The 17,410-nt window shown below is 70.9% G+C and carries 20 protein-coding genes; 5 read left to right on the forward strand and 15 right to left on the reverse strand.

Features of this window, described 5'->3' with window-relative positions:
- Positions 1–139: 139 nt before the first annotated feature.
- The 6 genes from trmD to QNA08_RS15965 form a co-directional block, all read right to left on the reverse strand.
- Entirely contained in the window at positions 140–847 is a 708-nt protein-coding gene (gene trmD, locus QNA08_RS15940; RefSeq protein WP_283741716.1) for a tRNA (guanosine(37)-N1)-methyltransferase TrmD, read from the reverse strand.
- The gene (gene rimM, locus QNA08_RS15945) at positions 844–1,407 is read right to left on the reverse strand and encodes a ribosome maturation factor RimM (RefSeq protein WP_283741717.1); all 564 of its coding nucleotides are present in this window, start codon (positions 1,405–1,407) and stop codon (positions 844–846) included. The genes trmD and rimM overlap by 4 nt, the downstream gene beginning before the upstream one ends.
- Positions 1,408–1,549: 142 nt before the next feature.
- Complete coding sequence (gene rpsP / locus QNA08_RS15950) at positions 1,550–1,909, reverse strand: 30S ribosomal protein S16 (protein ID WP_283741718.1); 360 nt, start codon at positions 1,907–1,909, stop codon at positions 1,550–1,552.
- 179 nt (positions 1,910–2,088) lie between these two features.
- The gene (gene ffh / locus QNA08_RS15955; RefSeq protein WP_283741719.1) at positions 2,089–3,696 is read right to left on the reverse strand and encodes a signal recognition particle protein; all 1,608 of its coding nucleotides are present in this window, start codon (positions 3,694–3,696) and stop codon (positions 2,089–2,091) included.
- 2 nt (positions 3,697–3,698) lie between these two features.
- Positions 3,699–3,923, reverse strand: a complete 225-nt coding sequence (locus QNA08_RS15960) for an eL24 family ribosomal protein (protein WP_283741720.1) — start codon at positions 3,921–3,923, stop codon at positions 3,699–3,701.
- A 199-nt stretch (positions 3,924–4,122) separates the two neighbouring features.
- Entirely contained in the window at positions 4,123–4,476 is a 354-nt protein-coding gene (locus tag QNA08_RS15965; protein WP_283741721.1) for a DUF488 domain-containing protein, read from the reverse strand.
- Between the two features lie 68 nt (positions 4,477–4,544).
- Between QNA08_RS15965 and QNA08_RS15970 the strand changes: the two genes are divergently transcribed.
- Positions 4,545–5,630 carry an MBL fold metallo-hydrolase gene (locus QNA08_RS15970; RefSeq protein ID WP_283741722.1) on the forward strand — a complete coding sequence of 362 codons (1,086 nt, stop codon included), beginning with the start codon at positions 4,545–4,547 and terminating at the stop codon, positions 5,628–5,630.
- A 90-nt stretch (positions 5,631–5,720) separates the two neighbouring features.
- On the opposite strand, the gene QNA08_RS15975 is transcribed toward QNA08_RS15970, so the two are convergent.
- Both QNA08_RS15975 and QNA08_RS15980 read right to left on the reverse strand, forming a co-directional pair.
- On the reverse strand, positions 5,721–6,620 hold the full coding sequence (locus QNA08_RS15975; protein ID WP_283741723.1) for a GyrI-like domain-containing protein: 900 nt from the start codon (positions 6,618–6,620) through the stop codon (positions 5,721–5,723).
- Positions 6,621–6,753: 133 nt separating this feature from the next.
- On the reverse strand, positions 6,754–8,064 hold the full coding sequence (locus tag QNA08_RS15980; protein WP_283741724.1) for an esterase-like activity of phytase family protein: 1,311 nt from the start codon (positions 8,062–8,064) through the stop codon (positions 6,754–6,756).
- Positions 8,065–8,232: 168 nt separating this feature from the next.
- Here QNA08_RS15980 and dapF point away from each other — a divergent pair, with 168 nt between their 5' ends.
- The gene (gene dapF / locus QNA08_RS15985) at positions 8,233–9,102 is read left to right on the forward strand and encodes a diaminopimelate epimerase (protein ID WP_283741725.1); all 870 of its coding nucleotides are present in this window, start codon (positions 8,233–8,235) and stop codon (positions 9,100–9,102) included.
- Positions 9,102–10,367, forward strand: a complete 1,266-nt coding sequence (gene mtaB / locus QNA08_RS15990) for a tRNA (N(6)-L-threonylcarbamoyladenosine(37)-C(2))-methylthiotransferase MtaB (RefSeq protein ID WP_283741726.1) — start codon at positions 9,102–9,104, stop codon at positions 10,365–10,367. Before dapF ends, mtaB begins: the two co-directional genes overlap by 1 nt.
- A gap of 31 nt (positions 10,368–10,398) precedes the next feature.
- On the opposite strand, the gene QNA08_RS15995 is transcribed toward mtaB, so the two are convergent.
- Positions 10,399–11,109, reverse strand: a complete 711-nt coding sequence (locus tag QNA08_RS15995) for an RluA family pseudouridine synthase (protein WP_283741727.1) — start codon at positions 11,107–11,109, stop codon at positions 10,399–10,401.
- A gap of 89 nt (positions 11,110–11,198) precedes the next feature.
- Between QNA08_RS15995 and ftsY the strand changes: the two genes are divergently transcribed.
- Both ftsY and QNA08_RS16005 read left to right on the forward strand, forming a co-directional pair.
- Positions 11,199–12,269: a signal recognition particle-docking protein FtsY gene (ftsY, locus tag QNA08_RS16000; protein WP_283741728.1), complete on the forward strand. Its 1,071-nt coding sequence runs from the start codon at positions 11,199–11,201 to the stop codon at positions 12,267–12,269.
- Positions 12,270–12,319: 50 nt separating this feature from the next.
- Positions 12,320–12,958 (forward strand): septation protein A, encoded by a 639-nt coding sequence (locus QNA08_RS16005; RefSeq protein ID WP_283741729.1) that lies wholly within the window; start codon positions 12,320–12,322, stop codon positions 12,956–12,958.
- On the opposite strand, the gene QNA08_RS16010 is transcribed toward QNA08_RS16005, so the two are convergent.
- Genes QNA08_RS16010 through ccmA form a run of 6 tightly spaced genes read right to left on the reverse strand, consistent with a single transcriptional unit; the run spans position 12,904 to position 17,195 of the window.
- Positions 12,904–14,247, reverse strand: coding sequence for an adenylate/guanylate cyclase domain-containing protein (locus QNA08_RS16010; protein WP_283741730.1), 1,344 nt, complete (start codon positions 14,245–14,247; stop codon positions 12,904–12,906). The genes QNA08_RS16005 and QNA08_RS16010 overlap by 55 nt on opposite strands.
- Before the next feature lie 8 nt (positions 14,248–14,255).
- Positions 14,256–14,915, reverse strand: coding sequence for a DsbE family thiol:disulfide interchange protein (locus QNA08_RS16015; RefSeq protein WP_283741731.1), 660 nt, complete (start codon positions 14,913–14,915; stop codon positions 14,256–14,258).
- 9 nt (positions 14,916–14,924) lie between these two features.
- Positions 14,925–15,116 carry a heme exporter protein CcmD gene (ccmD, locus tag QNA08_RS16020; protein ID WP_283741732.1) on the reverse strand — a complete coding sequence of 64 codons (192 nt, stop codon included), beginning with the start codon at positions 15,114–15,116 and terminating at the stop codon, positions 14,925–14,927.
- A complete protein-coding gene (locus QNA08_RS16025) occupies positions 15,116–15,853 on the reverse strand; it encodes a heme ABC transporter permease (RefSeq protein WP_283741733.1) in 738 nt (245 codons plus the stop codon). Before QNA08_RS16025 ends, ccmD begins: the two co-directional genes overlap by 1 nt.
- 47 nt (positions 15,854–15,900) lie before the next feature.
- Entirely contained in the window at positions 15,901–16,569 is a 669-nt protein-coding gene (gene ccmB, locus QNA08_RS16030; RefSeq protein WP_283741734.1) for a heme exporter protein CcmB, read from the reverse strand.
- Positions 16,566–17,195 carry a heme ABC exporter ATP-binding protein CcmA gene (ccmA, locus tag QNA08_RS16035; protein WP_283741735.1) on the reverse strand — a complete coding sequence of 210 codons (630 nt, stop codon included), beginning with the start codon at positions 17,193–17,195 and terminating at the stop codon, positions 16,566–16,568. Before ccmA ends, ccmB begins: the two co-directional genes overlap by 4 nt.
- Positions 17,196–17,410: the final 215 nt, after the last annotated feature.

The raw sequence follows: 17,410 nt of genomic DNA on the forward strand, positions 1-17,410 counted from the left end.
GAGGACGCGAGCGTTTCGGCGCGCTGTTGTCAGTTGGATACCCCGGGGGGCATGAGCGCCCGCGAGGCATGCGCGCCTATACACGAGTGCGCGCCTCTTGTCGACAAGGCCGGGCGGCGCGGCCGGGCGCGATCCGGCGTCACTCTTCCCGCGGCTTCCTCGCCGGCAGGAGATCAGGCCGGCGCTCGCGCGTCAGCCGCTCGGCCTCGGCGCGCCGCCAGCGGGCGATGGCCGCGTGATTGCCGGAGAGCAGCACCTCGGGAATGGCGCGCCCCTCCCATTCGCGCGGGCGCGTGTAGTGCGGGTATTCGAGGAGCCCGCCCTCGAAGCTCTCCTCGGCGCCGGATTCCTCCTTGCCCATGACACCGGGCAGGAGCCGCACGCAGGCGTCGATGAGCACCATGGCCGGGATCTCGCCGCCTGAGAGCACGTAGTCGCCGATCGACACTTCCTCGAGGCCGCGGGCGTCGATGACGCGCTGATCCACACCCTCGAAGCGCCCGCACAGCAGGACGACGCCGGGCCCGGCGGCGAGCGCCCGCACGCGCGCCTGCGTCAGCGGCGCGCCGCGCGGGCTCATGAGGAGCCGCGGGCGCGGGTCGTCGGCGGGCGCAGCGGCGTCGAGGGCGGCGGCAAGGATGTCGGCGCGCAGCACCATGCCGGCGCCGCCGCCCGCCGGCGTGTCGTCGACGCGCTTGTGGCGACCCTCGCCGTGGTCGCGGATATTGCGCATCTCGAGCGCCCAGACGGCGCGCGCGAGCGCGTCGCCCGACAGGCTCACGCCGAGCGGGCCCGGGAACATCTCGGGATAGAGCGTGAGAACGGTGGCGCGCCAGGGCCCGGTCACGACGGCTGCCCGGGATCGCGGGCGCGGGCTGGCTCGAAGACGTCCTCCGGCGCGTCGACCACGATGCGCCCGCCGGCCACGTCGACGGTCGGGACGAAGGCCTTGCTGAAGGGCAGGAGCACGGTGTCGCGCCGGCCGGTGAGCGCGATCTCGACGAGGTCGCCGGCGCCGTAGTTCGGCAGGTCGACCACGCGTCCGATGACGCGCCCGTCCGTCGTCTCGACACTGAGGCCGACGAGGTCGGCCTGCAGGAACTCGTCCTCTTCGAGCGCCTCGGCGGCGAGCTTGTCGCGCGCCACGTAGAGGCGGATGCGCGTCAGCGCCTCCGCCGCCGCGCGGTCGCTCACGCCGGCGACGCGCGCCACGAGCATGTCGCCCTGGGCGCGCAGGCTCTCGATGACGTAGGTCGCGCCGTCCTCTCCCGCGAGGGGGCCATAGGAGGCGATGGCGAACGGATCGGCGGTGTAGGACTTCAGCCGCACCTCGCCGCGCACGCCGTGCGCCCGGCCGAACTCCCCGACGAGGATGCGCTTGTCGCTGCTCATCTTGTCGTTGCTCATGGGCCGATGTTGATGGGCCGGACATCGTCGTCGGGCTGCGCCCGCCGCGGCGGAGCGGGCGGATGGATGCGAAAGGCCGCGAGGCCGCGGCCTCCACCAGCGGGCGGGCGCCCTCTCCGGCCGGAGAAGGCAGCCCCGAGCCTCACTCGGCCGAAGCGGAAGCCTCGGCGGCAGCGGCGGCCTTCTCGGCGGCGCGCTCCTGGGCCTTCTTGCCCGGCTCGCCCTTCGTCGGATTGTTGCGCGGGGCGCGCTTCAGGAGGCCGGCGGCATCGAAGAAGCGCAGCACGCGGTCCGTCGGCTGGGCACCCTTGGCGAGCCAGGCCTTCGCCTTCTCGACGTCGAGCACGACGCGGTCGGCCGCATCCTTGGCCTTCATCGGATCGTAGGCGCCGATCTTCTCGATGAAGCGGCCGTCGCGCGGGGCGCGCGAGTCGGCGACGACGATGCGGTAGTAGGGGCGCTTCTTGGCGCCGCCGCGGGTGAGACGGATCTTCAGGGACATTCGCTTCTTCCTTTTCCCAGTCTTCTACAGTCGATCTGCGCCGATGGCGTCACCCCGGGGGCCGAGCGCGGGCAGGACCCGGGGTCCGGAAACGATGCGGTGCGGCAGCCTCGACGATCGTTTCGATGCTGGATCCCGGGGGCCTGCTCGCGCGGCTTCCGGGATGACGAACGGAAAACTCATTTCTTCTTGCCGAGCCCCGGAAAGCCGCCGAGGCCGGGGAGCTTGGGTCCGAGCCCGGGCAGGCCGGAACCTCCACCAAGGCCTGGCAGCTTCGGTGCTCCGCCGAGGCCGCCCGGCGGCATGGGCGGCAGGCCGCCGCCCGCTCCGCCGGGGAAACTCTCGGGCAGGCCGCCCGGCATCTGCTTCTTCAGTTGTTCGAGCATCTCGGGCGTGACCTTGGAGGGGTCGATTGCCGGCATGCCGCCCATCGGGCCGCCGCCGATGCCGAACATGCGGCCGAGCGCGCCGCCGAGGCCGCCGCGCCCGCCCTTGCCCATCATCTTCATGACGTCCGCCATCTGGCGGTGCATCTTGAGGAGCCTGTTGACGTCCTCGACCCTGGTGCCGGAGCCGGCGGCGATGCGCTTCTTGCGACTCGCCTTGAGGATGTCGGGATTGCGCCGCTCCTGCGGGGTCATCGAGTCGATGATGGCGCGCTGGCGGCGGATGACCTTGTCGTCGAGATTGGCGGCCTCGAGCTGGGCCTTCATCTTGCCGATGCCCGGCAGCATGCCGAGCACGCCCTTCATGCCGCCGATACTCTCCATCTGCCGGAGCTGCTCGCGCATGTCCTCGAGGTCGAAGGCACCCTTGCGCATCTTCTCGGCGATGCGCCTGGCCTTCTCGGCGTCGATGGTCTCGGCCGCCTTCTCGACGAGGGAGACGATGTCGCCCATGCCGAGGATGCGGTTGGCGACGCGGGCGGGATGGAAATCCTCCAGCGCGTCGACCTTCTCGCCCGTGCCGGCGAGCTTGATCGGCTTGCCGGTGACGGCGCGCATGGAGAGCGCCGCGCCGCCGCGGCCGTCACCGTCCATGCGGGTGAGCACGATGCCGGTGAGACCGACGCGGGCGTCGAAGGCCTTCGCCGTGTTCACCGCGTCCTGGCCGGTGAGGCTGTCGGCCACGAGCAGCACCTCGTGCGGCTCGGTCGCGGCCTTCACTTCGGCCGCCTCAAGCATCAGCGCCTCGTCCACGGTGACGCGGCCGGCCGTGTCGAGCATCACCACGTCGTAGCCGCCGAGGCGGGCGGCCTCCATGGCGCGCCGGGCGATCTGGACGGCGGACTGGCCAGGGACGATCGGCAGGGTATCGACGTGCACCTGGCGGCCGAGTACGGCGAGCTGCTCCATCGCCGCCGGCCGGCGCGTGTCGAGCGAGGCCATGAGCACCTTGCGCTTCATCCGGTCGGTGAGGCGCTTGGCGATCTTGGCGGTGGTCGTCGTCTTGCCCGAGCCCTGCAGGCCGACCATGAGGATGGCGACCGGCGGCACCGCGTCGAGGCTGATGGGCGCGGCCTCCGCGCCCAGCATCTCGACGAGCTGGTCGTGCACGATCTTGACGACCATCTGCCCCGGCGTCACCGACTTGATGACCTCGGCGCCGACGGCGCGGGCGCGCACCTTGTCGATGAAGGAGCGCACGACGTCGAGGGCGACGTCGGCTTCCAGCAGGGCGCGGCGCACCTCGCGCAGGGCGGCGTTGACGTCCTCCTCGGTGAGCGCACCGCGGCGGGTCAGCGCATCGAGGATGCCGGAGAGCTTTTCGGAGAGGCTTTCGAACATCGTCAGCGGGCCTCCGCATCGGTGACGGCGGGGTGCGCCACGGCCTTTTCGGCGAGCGCCCTCTCGAAATGGACGGCCGCCGTCTCGAACTTGTCGCGGCAGCCGGGATTGCAGAAGCCGACGACGGTGCCGCGATAGCGCGAGAGCGAGTCCACCGCGATCGGCTTTCCCGACCACGGGCAGGTCTCGTTGACCGCGTCCTCGATCTTCAACGTCGTGTCGCTCATCGCCTCACCCGTTTCGCCGCGTTGGCCATGCTCCGAGCCCAAGAGGGAACGCGCCCGAGGGCGCAACGCGCTGTCGGACGTGGACCTCCGGCCTCATATGGGCCGGTCGGCGGCTCGCGAACAGAACCGTTCGGGCGAAAGTCGGCGCCGTTATGGTCGCGGATGCCGCGCGAGTCAAGGAAAAGCCCGACCTCCGCCGTCAGGCGGCCCGGGCGAGCAGGAGCTCGCGCAGGGCGACCGCATTGTTCAGCTCGCGCTCGCGCGAGGAATAGAGCAGCGTCACGCGCCCCTGCCGCGCGAGGGCCGCGAGCTCTGCCATGGCCTGCGGCACGGCATCGAGCTCGGCGGCGTAGCGGGCGCGGAACTCCTCCCATTTCGCCGGATCGTGACCGTACAACCGGCGCAGGGCGTCGGAGGGGGCGAGGTCGCGCAGCCAGTGGCTCCAGCTTGCCTTCTCCCGCGCGATGCCGCGCGGCCACAGGCGATCGACGAGGATGCGCGTGCCGACCTCCCCGCTCGCCGGCTCGTAGACGCGCTTGACGGCGACGTCCATGGCTTTCCGTCCTCTCATGCGCGACACGCCCATTGACCGGCGCCCGCGGCATCCTACCTCATCCGTCCATGAACAGACGCGCACTTCTGAAGCTCGCCGGCGTGCCCGCTGCCTTCCTTACCGCAGGCACCGGCCTCTTCGGCGCCTGGTTCGCCCGGGCGCGCGAGCGCAACCCCTATTATCAGGGACCGCCGAGCGATCATTTCGACGGCCTGCGCTTCTTCAACCCCGAGGGCTCGGCCGAGAAGTCGCTGCTCGACCTTTTCCGCGCCTTCTACGTGGACAGGCACGAGCCCTGGCCGGATCGCTACCCGAGCCCCTTCCGCGACCGGCCGCCGCCGCGGGTGGATGGCCGGACGCTGCGCGTCGCGGCCATCGGACACGCGAGCTTCCTCATCCAGACGGCGGGCCTCAACATCCTCCTCGATCCCGTCTTCGCGGAACGCGCAAGCCCCGTGCCCTTCGCCGGGCCGAAGCGCGTCAACGATCCGGGCATCGCCTTCGACGACCTGCCGCGGATCGACGTGGTGCTCGTCACCCATAACCACTACGACCATCTCGACGTCGCCTTCCTTTCGCGGCTCGCGGCGCGCGACGCCCCGCGCGTCGTCACGCCCCTCGGCAACGACGTGATCATGCGCGCCCACAATCCGGCCATCCGGGCGGAGGCCTACGACTGGGGTGCGCAGGTGATCCTGTCGGAGGCGGTGGCGGTGCATCTCGTGCCGACGCTGCACTGGTCGGCCCGCGGCATCGCCGACCGGCGCAAGGCGCTGTGGGCCTCCTTCGTGCTGGAGGGGCCGGGCGGGCGCACCTATCTCGTCGGCGACACGGGCTTCGGCGACGGCCGCAACTTTCGTGAGGCCCGCCGGCGCTTCGGCGGCTTCCGCCTGGCGCTCCTGCCCATCGGCGCCTATGAGCCGCGATGGTTCATGAAGGACTTCCACATGAACCCGGAGGAGGCAGTGGCCGCCTGCCTCGCCTGCGGCGCAAGTTACGCCGTGGGGCACCACTGGGGCACTTTCAAGCTCACCGCCGAGGGGGTGGAGCGGCCACGCGAAAGCCTCGCCGCGGCGCTCGCCGCGCGGGAGTTTCCCGCCGAACGCTTCCGCACGCTCAGGCCCGGCGAAGTCTGGCACGTACCGGAGGCCTAGGGGCTCCGGGTCCGCGCAGGCCCAGCCGCCGCGCACCATCTGCGGCAGTCCTCGCCACCCCTTCACGAAGGGCGCTTGCGGACGCGCCGCCTATTTCGGCTGCACGTAGACATAGATCTCCAGCGAGGCGTCGGAGGTCTCCTTCACCTCGGTGACATATTCCTCGATGAAGGCGTCCTTCACCGTGATGCCCTTGGCATCGAGATAGGCGGTGATCGCCTCGTAGGTGGAATCGATCTCGTCGTAGGGCGCCTTGTGCACGAAGCGCAGGGCCTTGCCCGCCGGCGTGCTGCCGAAACGGATCTCCGGGGTCAGCTCGCTTCTGCCTTCGGGCGCCCGCTCGATCGGGACCATCGCCTCGAAGCGGAAGCCCATGTCGTCGGTCTCCACGAAGACGGTGACAGGGCGCCCGGCAGCCTTGATGCCGGCCTTGTCGAGTTCCGCACCGATCTTGCGGAAGGTCTCGAACAGCTGCTTGAAGCCATCGTCCCAGCTCGCCTGGCCGGCGAGCACGGCGGCAGGTTTGGCGGCGAGCATCACCTCGTCGACATTGGCCGGGTCCGCCGGCGCGGGCACGAGGGTCGGCAGGGCGGACGCCTGGCCGGGGCCGGGCTGCCCGGGGGCCGTGGCAGCGGGCGGAGCCGGTCCGGCCGGGGGAGAGACGACGGCCGGCGGTGCGGCGGGCGTGCCGGCCGCGTCGCCCGAGGGTTTCGGTTCCGCCGGCTTGGCCTCGACGGGCTTCGTCTCGGCGGTGGGCGCCGGGCCTGCCACCGGGGCGGCCGGAGGCGCCGGCGTGCCGGGCGGGGGCGCGAGCGGCGCGCTCTCGACGGGTACGGGCTTCATGTCGGCGGGCGGGGATGCCGGCGCGGTTTGTGCCGAAGCGGCGAGGCCGGCCCAGGGCAGGGCTGCGATCAGGCCCGCGGCGAGCAGGAGCCGCGCTCCGGACGGCCGGGCCCTCATCGCCGATCGACGCCCGCGCACGCTCGCCATGCTCCTTGCTCCCGAACAGCTGCGCGCCCCGAATCAGGCGCTCTCGGTCGTCCGAGACTAGAGCCGATCCGGGACGCGGGGAATCGCCCCGCTCGTCCCGACCGGGCGGTTCCCGCGCAGCGCTCGGCCGTGCCTACTTCAGCACCGGCTCGGCAAAGGTGACGCGCAGCATGGCGGTTCCCGCGCCCGTGACGCCGAAATCGCTGTCGCTCACCATGATGAGCTCGCGCTCGGAGAGGCGGGCGAGACCCTCGACCTTGGCCGGGAAGCCGGTGAAGTCGTCAGAATCGAGGATGAGCGACTTGGCGAGCGGCCTGATCCCGGCCTTGCCGAGGTCGGCGACGGAGAGCTGTTCGAGCGAGGGCATCGTCGCCGTTTCGTCGTAGGAGGCGGGAACGGGCGTGCCGCTGCTCAGGTCAACGAGATAGAGCTTCGTCGTCTTGTTGATGCGCTCCAGCACGAGGAGCCGGTCGGGGCCGACCGCCACCATCTCGCTCAGGCGAACGTCGTTCTGCTTCTGGGCCTTGCCGGCGTTGTCGGCGCGAAAGGTGGCCGGATCGTCCAGGCGGTAGACATATTCGCTGACCACCGTGCCGGAGGCGCGCTCGATCTTCCACAGGCGCACATTGGCCGAGGCTCTGTAGGCGGCCGCGTCGGGGTTGGCGAGCGGGCTCTGCATCAGGACGTAGAGAAAGGCCTCGTCGGGGGAGAGGGCGAGGTTCTCGATGCCGCGGTTCAGCTGACGCTTGGCGACGATCGCCGGCAGGGCGGGCACGACGTCGTATTCCGCCCCGGAAAGATCCTTGTCGATGCCCCTGGGCACGAGGCGCCGCCGGATCGTGCCGTCGGGTGCCACTTCGAGGATCGAGGAGCCGTATTCCTCGCCAATCCAGAAGCTGCCGTCGGCGAGCCGCACCAGCGCCTCGCTGTCGAGACCGGAGGGATCGAAGGGCAGCGCCTTGCCGCCCGTGTCGAACGCACCCTCGGTATTGGCGGCCTTCAGCGGATTGGGCAGGCCGGTGACCGGCCTGCCGGAGCGGTCCCTGAGCGGCAGCGTCGCGAGCACCGTCACGGCGCCGTCGGTCGCGATCTGCAGCTTGTGGATGGTCGGCACGAAGGCCGGTTGGGGGAAGATCTTGGCGTTCCTGTCGCCGCCGCAGAGCTCCTTCTCCGTCAGGCCGACGGTCTCCTTCGCCTCGCCGCAGTCGATGTTGGGGCCGCGGTCCGTGACCGTCCAGATCACGCCCTCCGGGTCGCCGGCCGCGCGGAAGGCGGCCGAGCCGTAGCCCATGTTGAGCGGGAGCGTCCTGCCGTTCGGGAAGGTTGCCTCGCCGAGCGGCGGCGAGGGCGCCTTCAGCGGCGTGATGGTGATCCTCTGGTCCGCGAGGGCGGGCAGACTGGCGAGGGCCACCGCGAAGACGGCGGCGGGCAGGAGACGAGGCATGTGGTTTCCCCAAGGGCGAAGCCTTTACCTCTTCAATCCGCGTCCGATGACGCCTTGACGACGATGCGACGCCGCCGGACTCGCGCTTCATGCGGATTTGCCCCATATACGGCCTCATCGCGGCCGGCTGCGGCGGGCCGTGCCGGACATTCGAACCCGCTTCGTGCCATGAATGCGCTGTCCAACCGGCCCTTTCTCAAGATGAACGGTCTCGGTAACGAGATCGTGGTGCTCGACCTCAGGGAGACGGGCCACGTGGTCACGCCGGCGGAGGCGCGCGCCATCGCCGGCGATGCGCGCTCGCATTTCGACCAGCTCATGGTGCTGCATGCGCCGAAGACGCCCGGCACCGACGCCTTCATGCGTATCTACAACACCGACGGGTCGGAATCCGCGGCCTGCGGCAACGGCACGCGCTGCGTCGCCTGGGCGCTCCTGAAGGACGGGACGCGCGACAGCCTCGCCCTCGAGACGCGGGCCGGGCTCCTGCCCTGCCGGCGCGTGGATGCGACGACCTTCACCGTCGACATGGGGCCGCCGCGGCTGAAGTGGGACGAGATCCCGCTCGCCGAGGAGTTCCGGGATACGCGCATGATCGAGCTGCAGATCGGGCCGATCGACGCGCCGATCCTGCATTCGCCCTCGGTCGTCAACATGGGCAATCCGCACGCGATCTTCTGGGTGGAGGACGCCTCCGCATATGATCTCGCGCGCATCGGCCCGCTGCTCGAAAACCATCCCATCTTCCCCGAGCGGGCGAACATCTCGCTTGCCGAGGTCAGGAGCGAGGAGCACCTCGTCCTCAAGGTGTGGGAGCGCGGCGCCGGCCTCACGCGCGCCTGCGGCTCGGCCGCCTGCGCGGCGGCGGTGGCGGCGGCGCGCAAGGGGCGCACCGGCCGCCGGGTGCGGGTGACCCTGCCCGGAGGCGACCTTCTCATCGATTGGCGGGAGAGCGACGGGCACGTGCTGATGACCGGCCCCGTCGAGCTCGAATGGGAAGGCCGCTTCGCACCGGAGCTTTTCGCGGGCGCGGCGTGATGGGCGTCGAGGTTCTCACCTTCGGCTGCCGGCTCAACGCCTACGAGGCGGAGGCCATGAAGCGCCACGCCGAGGCTGCCGGCCACGGCCGCGGCGGGGACGGGCTCGTCATCGTCAACACCTGCGCCGTCACGGCGGAGGCGTCGCGCCAGGCCCGGCAGGCGATCCGCCGCCTCCACCGCGAGCGCCCCGAGGCGCGGATCGTGGTCACGGGCTGCGCGGCGCAGGTCGAGCCGCAGAGCTTCGCCGCCATGCCGGAGGTGGCCAAGGTTCTCGGCAATGCCGAGAAGATGAAGCCGCAGACCTGGGGCGAGCTCGCCTTCTCCGGCACGGAGGGCGGCGCAAGGACGCTCGTCTCCGACATCATGGCGGTGCGCGAGACGGCGCCGCATCTCGTCGACGGCTTCGAGGGGCGGGCGCGCGCCTTCGTGCAGGTGCAGAACGGCTGCGACCACCGCTGCACCTTCTGCATCATCCCCTACGGCCGCGGACCGTCGCGCTCGGTGCCCATGGGGGCGGTCGTCGACCAGGTCGTGCGGCTCGTCGACAACGGCTATCGCGAGGTCGTGGTCACCGGCGTCGACATCACGGGCTACGGCGCCGACCTGCCCGGCACGCCGCGGCTCGGCCGGCTCGTTGGGCAGATCCTGAAGCACGCGCCGGGGCTCGAGCGGCTGCGCCTCTCCTCCATCGATTCCGTCGAGGCGGACGAGGAACTCCTGGAGGCGCTCGCCTCGGACAGCCGGCTGATGCCGCATCTGCACCTGTCGCTGCAGGCCGGCGACGACATGATCCTGAAGCGCATGAAGCGCCGGCACTCGCGCGAGGATGCGGTGCGCTTCTGCGAGCGGGTGCGGCGGCTGCGCCCGGACGTGGTCTTCGGCGCCGATATCATCGCGGGCTTCCCCACCGAGACGGAGGAGATGTTCGCCCGTTCGCTTGCCCTCGTCGAGGACTGCGGCATCGTGCATCTGCACGCCTTCCCCTTCTCGCCGCGACCGGGGACGCCGGCGGCGCGCATGCCGCAGGTGCCGCGGGAGGTGGTGAAGGAGAGGGCGCAGCGCCTGCGCGCCGCGGGCGAGGCGGCCCTTCGCCGCCATCTCGCCGGCGAGGTGGGGCAGCGGCGGCGGGTGCTGACCGAGTATACGGGCCTCGCCCGCACCGAGGGCTTCGCGCTGGTGCGTTTCCCGCACCCGGTCCAGCCGGCGGAGATCGTCGAGGTGACCATCGCGGGTCAGGACGGGCGGCATCTTCTTGCCGCCTGAAGCCCGGGCGACCTTGACCGGGGGCCGCCCGTCACGCGACGGGCGTCGACGTTTCACCCCAGCCGCACAGGGCGAGCCTTTCGCGCATGTGCGCCGGCACCGGGGCCACGATGCGGATCGGCTCGCGCCTCGGATAGAGCGGCACGGCGATGCTGCGGGCATGCAGATGCAGGTCCGGCCCGCCGAAGCGGGGCGCGGTGCCGTAGACGGCGTCGCCGATGATGGGAAAGCCCATCGCCGCGCAATGCACGCGCAACTGGTGCGTGCGGCCGGTGACGGGTTCGAGCGCGAGCCAGGTGAAGCCGGGGGCGCGGCCGAGGACCTGCCAGCGGGTGAGGGCCGGCCGGCCGGCGGGATCAGCCTTCATCCACCAGCCGCGGTCGGGGTCGCGCGGGGCGAGTGCGAGGTCGATCGCGCCCTGTTCGTCCGCAGGCCCGCCCTCAACCACGGCCCAGTAGATCTTCTCGATGGCGTTGCCCTCGAACAGGCGGCCAAGCCGGTCGAGCGCCTTGCGGTGGCGGCCGAGGACGAGGCAGCCCGAGGTCTCGCGGTCGAGGCGGTGGGCGAGTTCGGGCGCCCGCGGCAGGCCGAAGCGCAGGGCGTCGAGATGGTCGGTCAGCGTCTCGCCGCCTTTCGGGCCACGATGCACGGGCAGGCCGGCGGGCTTGTCGATGACGATCATGAGGCCGTCGCGATAGAGCACGCGACGCACTATGTCTTCCGGCATCTCTTCCTCGCTCATGCGCTTCGGGCTATCGAGAGCCGTCGCGCGAGGCAAGAGCGGCGAAGGATCGGACGACGGGCCGCGCGGATGCGGGCGACGGAGCGGTGATGAGCGAGAGCGAGAAGGAGAAGCGAGGCGTTCTGGCACGTCTCTTCGGCCGCAGGCCCGAGGAGGCGGCGGCAGAGCCCGTGCCGGCTCAGGCCCCCTCCGAAGCGGCTGTGGAGGCCGCGCCTGCGGCGCCCGTCCAGGCCGCGCGACGGCTCAATTGGTGGCAGCGTCTCAAGGCAGGGCTCTTCCGCACCTCGTCCTCCATCGGCACGGGGATCACCGAGCTCTTCACCAAGCGCAAGCTCGACGCCACGACCCTGGAGGAGCTCGAGGACATCCTCATCCAGGCGGACCTCGGCCTCGACACCGCCGCCCGCATCACCGAGGCGGTCGGCAAGGGGCGCTACGACAAGGCGATCGACCCGGAGGAGGTGAAGCGTGTGCTCGCCGCGGAGGTGGAGAACGTGCTTGCCCCGGTGGCGCGGCCGCTCGTCGTGGACGGCGCGCGCAAGCCTTTCGTCATCCTGATGGTGGGCGTCAACGGCTCGGGCAAGACGACGACCATCGGCAAGCTCGCCGCCAAGTTCCGCGCCGAAGGCAAGTCGGTGATGCTTGCCGCCGGCGACACCTTCCGTGCCGCCGCCATCGAGCAGCTCAAGGTCTGGGGTGCGCGCACGAAATCGCAGGTCGTCGCACGCGAGCAGGGGGCGGATGCGGCAGGGCTCGCCTTCGACGCCCTGCAGCAGGCGCAGGCCACGGGCGCCGACGTGCTCCTCGTCGACACGGCCGGGCGCCTGCAGAACAAGGCCGGCCTCATGGCCGAGCTCGAGAAGGTCGTGCGCGTCATGAAGAAGCTCGACGAGAGCGCGCCGCACGCCGTGCTCCTCGTTCTCGACGCCACCACCGGGCAGAACGCCGTCAGCCAGGTGGAGATCTTCGGCAAGACAGCCGGCGTCACCGGCCTCGTCATGACCAAGCTCGACGGCACGGCGCGCGGCGGCATCCTCGTCGCCATCGCCGCCAAGTTCGGCCTGCCCGTGCACTTCATCGGCATCGGCGAGGCGGTCGACGACCTGGAGCCCTTTGCCGCCCGGGATTTCGCGCACGCCATCGCGGGGCTGGACCAGTGAGCACGAAGGACCGTCACCCCAAGGACCAGCATGACCCCGAGGACAGGCACTTGTCGCCCGCTGCGAAGCTCGCGCTGGAGCTCGGCCCGCTCGGCCTGTTCTTCGTGGCCAATGCCAGGCCCGCCCTGTTCGAGCCCCTGATGCGCCTCGTCATGCCGGCCGGCCTGCTGGTCGACGGCCGGGCGGGCATCTTCACGGCCACCGCCGTGTTCATGGTCGCGACCTTCGTCGCGCTCGCCCTGCACTACCGGCTCGTGCGCAAGCTGGCGATCATGCCGCTCGTCTCGGGCGCGGTCGTCCTCGTCTTCGGCACGCTGACCATCGCCCTGCAGGACGACCACTTCATCAAGCTGAAGCCGACCATCGTCAACGCGCTCTTCGGCTCCGTGCTTCTCGGCGGGCTCGTCTTCGGCCGGTCGCTGCTGTCGCTGGTGCTCGACAGCGTCTTCCAGCTCACCGAGACCGGATGGAGAAAGCTCACCCTGCGCTGGGGCCTGTTCTTCTTCGCGCTCGCGCTCCTCAACGAGATCGTCTGGCGCACGCAAACGACCGATTTCTGGGTGAGCTTCAAGGTCTTCGGCATCATGCCGCTGACCTTCGCCTTCGCCTTGGCGCAGACGCCACTCCTGATGCGCTACGCCGTGGCCACGGACGAGGTCACGAGCTCCGGCGACGAGGCCGGCGCGTAGATCTCGACGGGGAGCGGCCGGCCGCGCAGACGCTGGCTGCCGAGGCAGTCCCAGGCCGCGGGATCTTCTCCCGCCACCACCAGGGCGTCGCGCGATACGATGAGCGGCACGGCATGTTCCTTCGTCGCCTGTTCGAGCCGGCAGGCGACGTTGACGGCATCGCCCAGCACCGTGAATTCGAGCCGGGCGTCGTCGCCGACAGCGCCGACGAAGGCCTCGCCGGCGTGGATGCCGATGCCGACGCGAATGGGCTCCTCGCCGGCCCGGCGGCGCATGTCGTTCCAGCTCGCGAGCGACGCGATGATGGCCTTGCCGCAGCCGATGGCGCGCGCGGCGTCGTCGGCCGCCGCTTCCGGGACGCCGAAAACGAGAAAGGCGCCGTCGCCGATGAACTTGTCGACCACCCCGCGGTGAGCTGCCGCCGCCCGGCTGACGCGGCTGCGGAACTCGCTCATGAGGGCAGCGAGCTTGGCCGGATCGAGATTCTCCTCCATCGTCGTCGAATCGCGGATATCGACGAAGAGGAGCGCCACCGTGGCGCGACGGCCGGTCTTGAGCTCGTCCATGCGGCCGGCGGCCATGACGGACGCGAGCTCGGCCGGCAGGTAGCGGCCGAGATTGAGCCGGCGCGTCGTCTCCTCGACCGCCCTGTGCAGGAGCCTTCGCCCGCGGGCGGCCGCGAGCACCAGCGTGGCGCCGGCGAGCAGGAGCATGAGGAAACGCATGACGTTCGGCGGAAAGCCGAACAGGGGCGTGAGCTCGCCCGCGATCCGCGTGCGCTCGGACAGGTCGACATGGCCGGCGTGCGCCGCGATGAAAGCCACGCTACCCAGCACGAGGATCGTGGCATAGGCCTGCACGCCGGGCCGCAGCCGCAGCATGTGCACGACAAGGATCAGCGGAATGGCCGTCATCAGCGGGAAGGCGAAGGCGACATCGCCCGGCAGGCCGCTCACCTTGAAATCGAGATGCAGGCTCACCGCGATCACCGCCGCGTCGACCGTGACCGTGGCATAGGCCATCCACCGTCGCCACCAGCCCGACCGCAGCAGCAGGAAGACCACGAGGCCCGTGCCGAGGAGCACGTCGAGCATGATGGTGGCATAGAAGATCTGCTCGTCCACGTCCGGCAGCTCGCCGGGCCGGTGGTGGACGAGGTACTTCAGCGCGATGAGAAGGACGAGGGCGACACCCATGCGCACCGCGCAGCCGAGCCGCTCGGCCGCGACGTCGGCCTCGTGCAGGAGATCTGCCTCGCTCGCCCCGCGCGTCGCCGCCTCCGCCGTCATGATCCGCGTCACCCCCCGGATGCCCGGGCCTGCGCCGGTTTCGCCTGCGCGGCTGTGCTGACCGCCGTGACGAAGGCCGCCATGTTCCCGGGTGTCAGCGGGCCGATCTGCTTGTGGCGAACGGTGCCGTCGGCGCCGACGACGAAAGTCTCCGGAATGCCGTAGACGCCCCAGTCGATGGCGGCGCGGCCGCTCTGGTCGACGCCCACCGCCGCGAAGGGATTGCCGAGCTGGCCAAGGAAGCGCCGGGCGTTTTCGGGATTGTCCTTGTAGTTGATGCCGACGAGGCGGACGCCGGGCTGGCCGGCGAGCTGCATCAATTGCGGATGCTCCTGCCGACAGGGTGCGCACCAGGACGCCCAGACGTTGACAATGGTCACGCCGCCCTTGAGATCCGCCGTCGCGAGACCAGGCACGGGCCTGCCGTCCCTGGTCAGGCCGTCGAGTGCGGGCAGCGTGAAGTCCGGGACCGGACGGCCGATAAGCGCCGAAGGCACCCGCGAGGCGTCGCCGCCTCCGAGGAGCCGCACGAGGAAGAGCCCGGCGAGCGCGGCGAAGACGGCGAGTGGGAGGAGGACAAGGAGACGGCCGCGCGTCCGGCGGGCCTCCCGCACGCCGGCCGGGGCCGGGGAAACGGGTTCCGGGGCGGGATCGGGGTGCGACGACATGGGCTGACCTCAGCCGGCTTCGGGCGCCGGGCGTCCGGCAGGGCGTGCCTGCGACCGGCGGGTCACGCCGCGCGCCTCGAGACGGGCGAGCGCCCTCGCCTGCAGGCGCTGGTCGATGAGGGCGCGCAGGATCAGCGCGGCGATGACGAGCGCCGTGATCGCGTAGGACGCCACGATGAAACCTTGATGTGCTGTACCCATCAGGCGGCCTCCCGGTCGAGACGCTCGGCCTCGAGGATCGAGAGGGTGCGCACGCGCCGGCGCAGGATTTCGGTGCGCATGCCGGCGAGATGCAGCGCCGCGGAGAGAAGCGTGAAGGCAAGGGCCATGACGAGGAGCGGCCACAGCATCGAGGCATGGATCGTCGGTCCGCCGAGGCGGAAGACCGAGGCCGGCTGATGCAGCGTGTTCCACCAGTCTACCGAGAACTTGACGATCGGCACGTTGACGAAGCCGACGAGGGTGAGGATCGACACCGCGCGCGCCGCCCGGCCCGGATCCTCCACCGTGCGCCACATGGCCATGACGCCGAGATACATGAGGAGCAGCACCAGCATCGAGGTCAGCCGCGCGTCCCACACCCACCAGGTGCCCCACATGGGCTTGCCCCAGAGCGCGCCGGTCACGAGACAGACGAAGGTGAAGGCCGCCCCGATGGGCGCGGCCGCCTTCTGCGAGACGTCGGCGAGGGGGTGGCGCCAGACCAGCGTGCCGACCGCGGACAGGCTCATGAGCGTGTAGAAGAAGAGCCCGAGCCAGGCCGTCGGCACATGGATGAACATGATGCGCACCGTCTCGCCCTGCTGATAGTCGGCGGGCGCGACGAAGAAGGCGAGATAGAGCCCCGCCGCCAAGAGCACGGCCGACGCCGCCGCGAGCCAGGGCAGAATTCTGCCGGCAAGCGCCATGAAACGGGTCGGGTTGGCAAGGCTCCACATGCGGCCTGATCTAACGAGCGATTTCCGTGGCGGCAATGTGGCGTGGGCTAGCTTCCGTGTCGCAGTGCCGCAGCAGCAGCCACCGTGCCGATCACGATCGCGAGAAGAGAGAGCGCGATCAGGATCAGGAAGGGGGTGAGGAAGGGGATGGTGCCGCCCGTCGCCGCATTCGCCGCCGACACGCCGAAGATGAGCGTCGGGACCATGAGCGGCAGCACGAGGACGGAGAGAAGCAGGCCGCCGCGGCGCATGGTGGCGGTCAGCGCCGCGCCCACCCCGCCGATGAAGGTGAGCGCCGGCGTGCCGACGAGGAGCGTCGCCGATACGGCGAGCATGGCTTCGGGCGTCAAGGCGATCAGCAGCCCGAGGAAGGGCGCGCAGAGCGCGAGCGGCAGGCCCGTGGTCAGCCAGTGGGCAAAGCCCTTCACCACGACGATCAGCTCGAGCGGCGCCTCGGCATGCATGAGGAGATCGAGCGAGCCGTCCTCCTCGTCGGCCTGGAACAGGCGGTCGAGGCCAATGAGGGTGGCGAGCACCGCGGCGAGCCAGAGAATCGCCGGGCCGATGCGCGCCAGCAGGTTCAGGTCTGGCCCCAGCGCGAAGGGCACGACCGTCACCAGCATGACGAAGAAGCCGAGACCGAGCGCCCCCGAACCGCCAATGCGGCCCGCGAGCTTCAGGTCGCGCACCAGGAGCGCGGCGAGCGCCCGGGTCATGCCGCTTCTCCGGCATCGGCCGCCAGTACGGGACGCTCGATGCGCAGCGTCGCTGCGCCGTCGAGGCCGAGGGGCGCATGCGTCGCGGCGATGATGAGGCCGCCGGCGGCGAGATGGTCGCGCATCGCGACGCCGAGCGCCTCCTGCGAGGCGGCGTCGAGGGCCGACGTCGGTTCGTCGAGGAGCCAGACGGGCCTGGCCGAGACGAAGAGGCGGGCGAGTCCGACACGTCGCCGCTGGCCGGCCGAGAGATAGGCGACCGGCAGGCGGGCGGCGTGTTCGAGGCCGACCCGCGCCAGCGCCTCCTTCGGCGTGAGGGCGGCGCGGCCGAGGATGGCGCGGGCGAAGGCGAGGTTCTCCTCGGCCGTCAGGGCGCTCTTCAGGCCATCGCGGTGGCCGACGAAATTGACGAGCTCGGTGAGCGGCGCTTCCCCGGCCCCCTCGACCCGCACGTTGCCCGCTTCCGGGCGCAGGCGCGCCGCCAGGATGGCGAGCAGGCTCGACTTGCCGGCGCCGTTGCGGCCGGTGACGACCAGCGCCTGCCCGTCGGCGAGGGTGAAGGACAGGTTGGCGAAGATCAGCCGCTCGGAACGCCGGCAGGCGAGATTGTCGGCCACGATCCGCACGATGTCGTCCCTGCCCCCCGATGAATGCCCGCGCCGGTGCCGCTGCTCTTTAGAACGAGTATCGTTCGTCTAGCGGGCCGCGCCGAAATTATCTATATGAGCGGCGGCTGCGCCGCGCGCCTTTTTCGCGCGGATCCCCCGGGCGCCCCCGGAGCGGCGCGCGCGCTTCGCGCATCGGCCGAACGAACGCAAGTTCGATCTTTCTGATGTGAGGG

This window comes from Chelatococcus albus (genome assembly GCF_030067675.1).
Classification (GTDB): domain Bacteria; phylum Pseudomonadota; class Alphaproteobacteria; order Rhizobiales; family Beijerinckiaceae; genus Chelatococcus_A; species Chelatococcus_A albus.

What these genes read in the sequence shown, in the direction of transcription:
- rimM (WP_283741717.1), bottom strand. Translation starts at nt 1,407, where the DNA reads ATGAGCAACGACAAGATGAGCAGCGACAAGCGCATCCTCGTCGGGGAG.
- rpsP (WP_283741718.1), bottom strand. Translation starts at nt 1,909, where the DNA reads ATGTCCCTGAAGATCCGTCTCACCCGCGGCGGCGCCAAGAAGCGCCCC.
- ffh (WP_283741719.1), bottom strand. Translation starts at nt 3,696, where the DNA reads ATGTTCGAAAGCCTCTCCGAAAAGCTCTCCGGCATCCTCGATGCGCTG.
- QNA08_RS15960 (WP_283741720.1), bottom strand. Translation starts at nt 3,923, where the DNA reads ATGAGCGACACGACGTTGAAGATCGAGGACGCGGTCAACGAGACCTGC.
- QNA08_RS15965 (WP_283741721.1), bottom strand. Translation starts at nt 4,476, where the DNA reads ATGGACGTCGCCGTCAAGCGCGTCTACGAGCCGGCGAGCGGGGAGGTC.
- QNA08_RS15970 (WP_283741722.1), top strand. Translation starts at nt 4,545, where the DNA reads ATGAACAGACGCGCACTTCTGAAGCTCGCCGGCGTGCCCGCTGCCTTC.
- QNA08_RS15975 (WP_283741723.1), bottom strand. Translation starts at nt 6,620, where the DNA reads ATGGCGAGCGTGCGCGGGCGTCGATCGGCGATGAGGGCCCGGCCGTCC.
- QNA08_RS15980 (WP_283741724.1), bottom strand. Translation starts at nt 8,064, where the DNA reads ATGCCTCGTCTCCTGCCCGCCGCCGTCTTCGCGGTGGCCCTCGCCAGT.
- dapF (WP_283741725.1), top strand. Translation starts at nt 8,233, where the DNA reads ATGAATGCGCTGTCCAACCGGCCCTTTCTCAAGATGAACGGTCTCGGT.
- mtaB (WP_283741726.1), top strand. Translation starts at nt 9,102, where the DNA reads ATGGGCGTCGAGGTTCTCACCTTCGGCTGCCGGCTCAACGCCTACGAG.
- QNA08_RS15995 (WP_283741727.1), bottom strand. Translation starts at nt 11,109, where the DNA reads ATGAGCGAGGAAGAGATGCCGGAAGACATAGTGCGTCGCGTGCTCTAT.
- ftsY (WP_283741728.1), top strand. Translation starts at nt 11,199, where the DNA reads ATGAGCGAGAGCGAGAAGGAGAAGCGAGGCGTTCTGGCACGTCTCTTC.
- QNA08_RS16010 (WP_283741730.1), bottom strand. Translation starts at nt 14,247, where the DNA reads ATGACGGCGGAGGCGGCGACGCGCGGGGCGAGCGAGGCAGATCTCCTG.
- QNA08_RS16015 (WP_283741731.1), bottom strand. Translation starts at nt 14,915, where the DNA reads ATGTCGTCGCACCCCGATCCCGCCCCGGAACCCGTTTCCCCGGCCCCG.
- ccmD (WP_283741732.1), bottom strand. Translation starts at nt 15,116, where the DNA reads ATGGGTACAGCACATCAAGGTTTCATCGTGGCGTCCTACGCGATCACG.
- QNA08_RS16025 (WP_283741733.1), bottom strand. Translation starts at nt 15,853, where the DNA reads ATGTGGAGCCTTGCCAACCCGACCCGTTTCATGGCGCTTGCCGGCAGA.
- ccmB (WP_283741734.1), bottom strand. Translation starts at nt 16,569, where the DNA reads ATGACCCGGGCGCTCGCCGCGCTCCTGGTGCGCGACCTGAAGCTCGCG.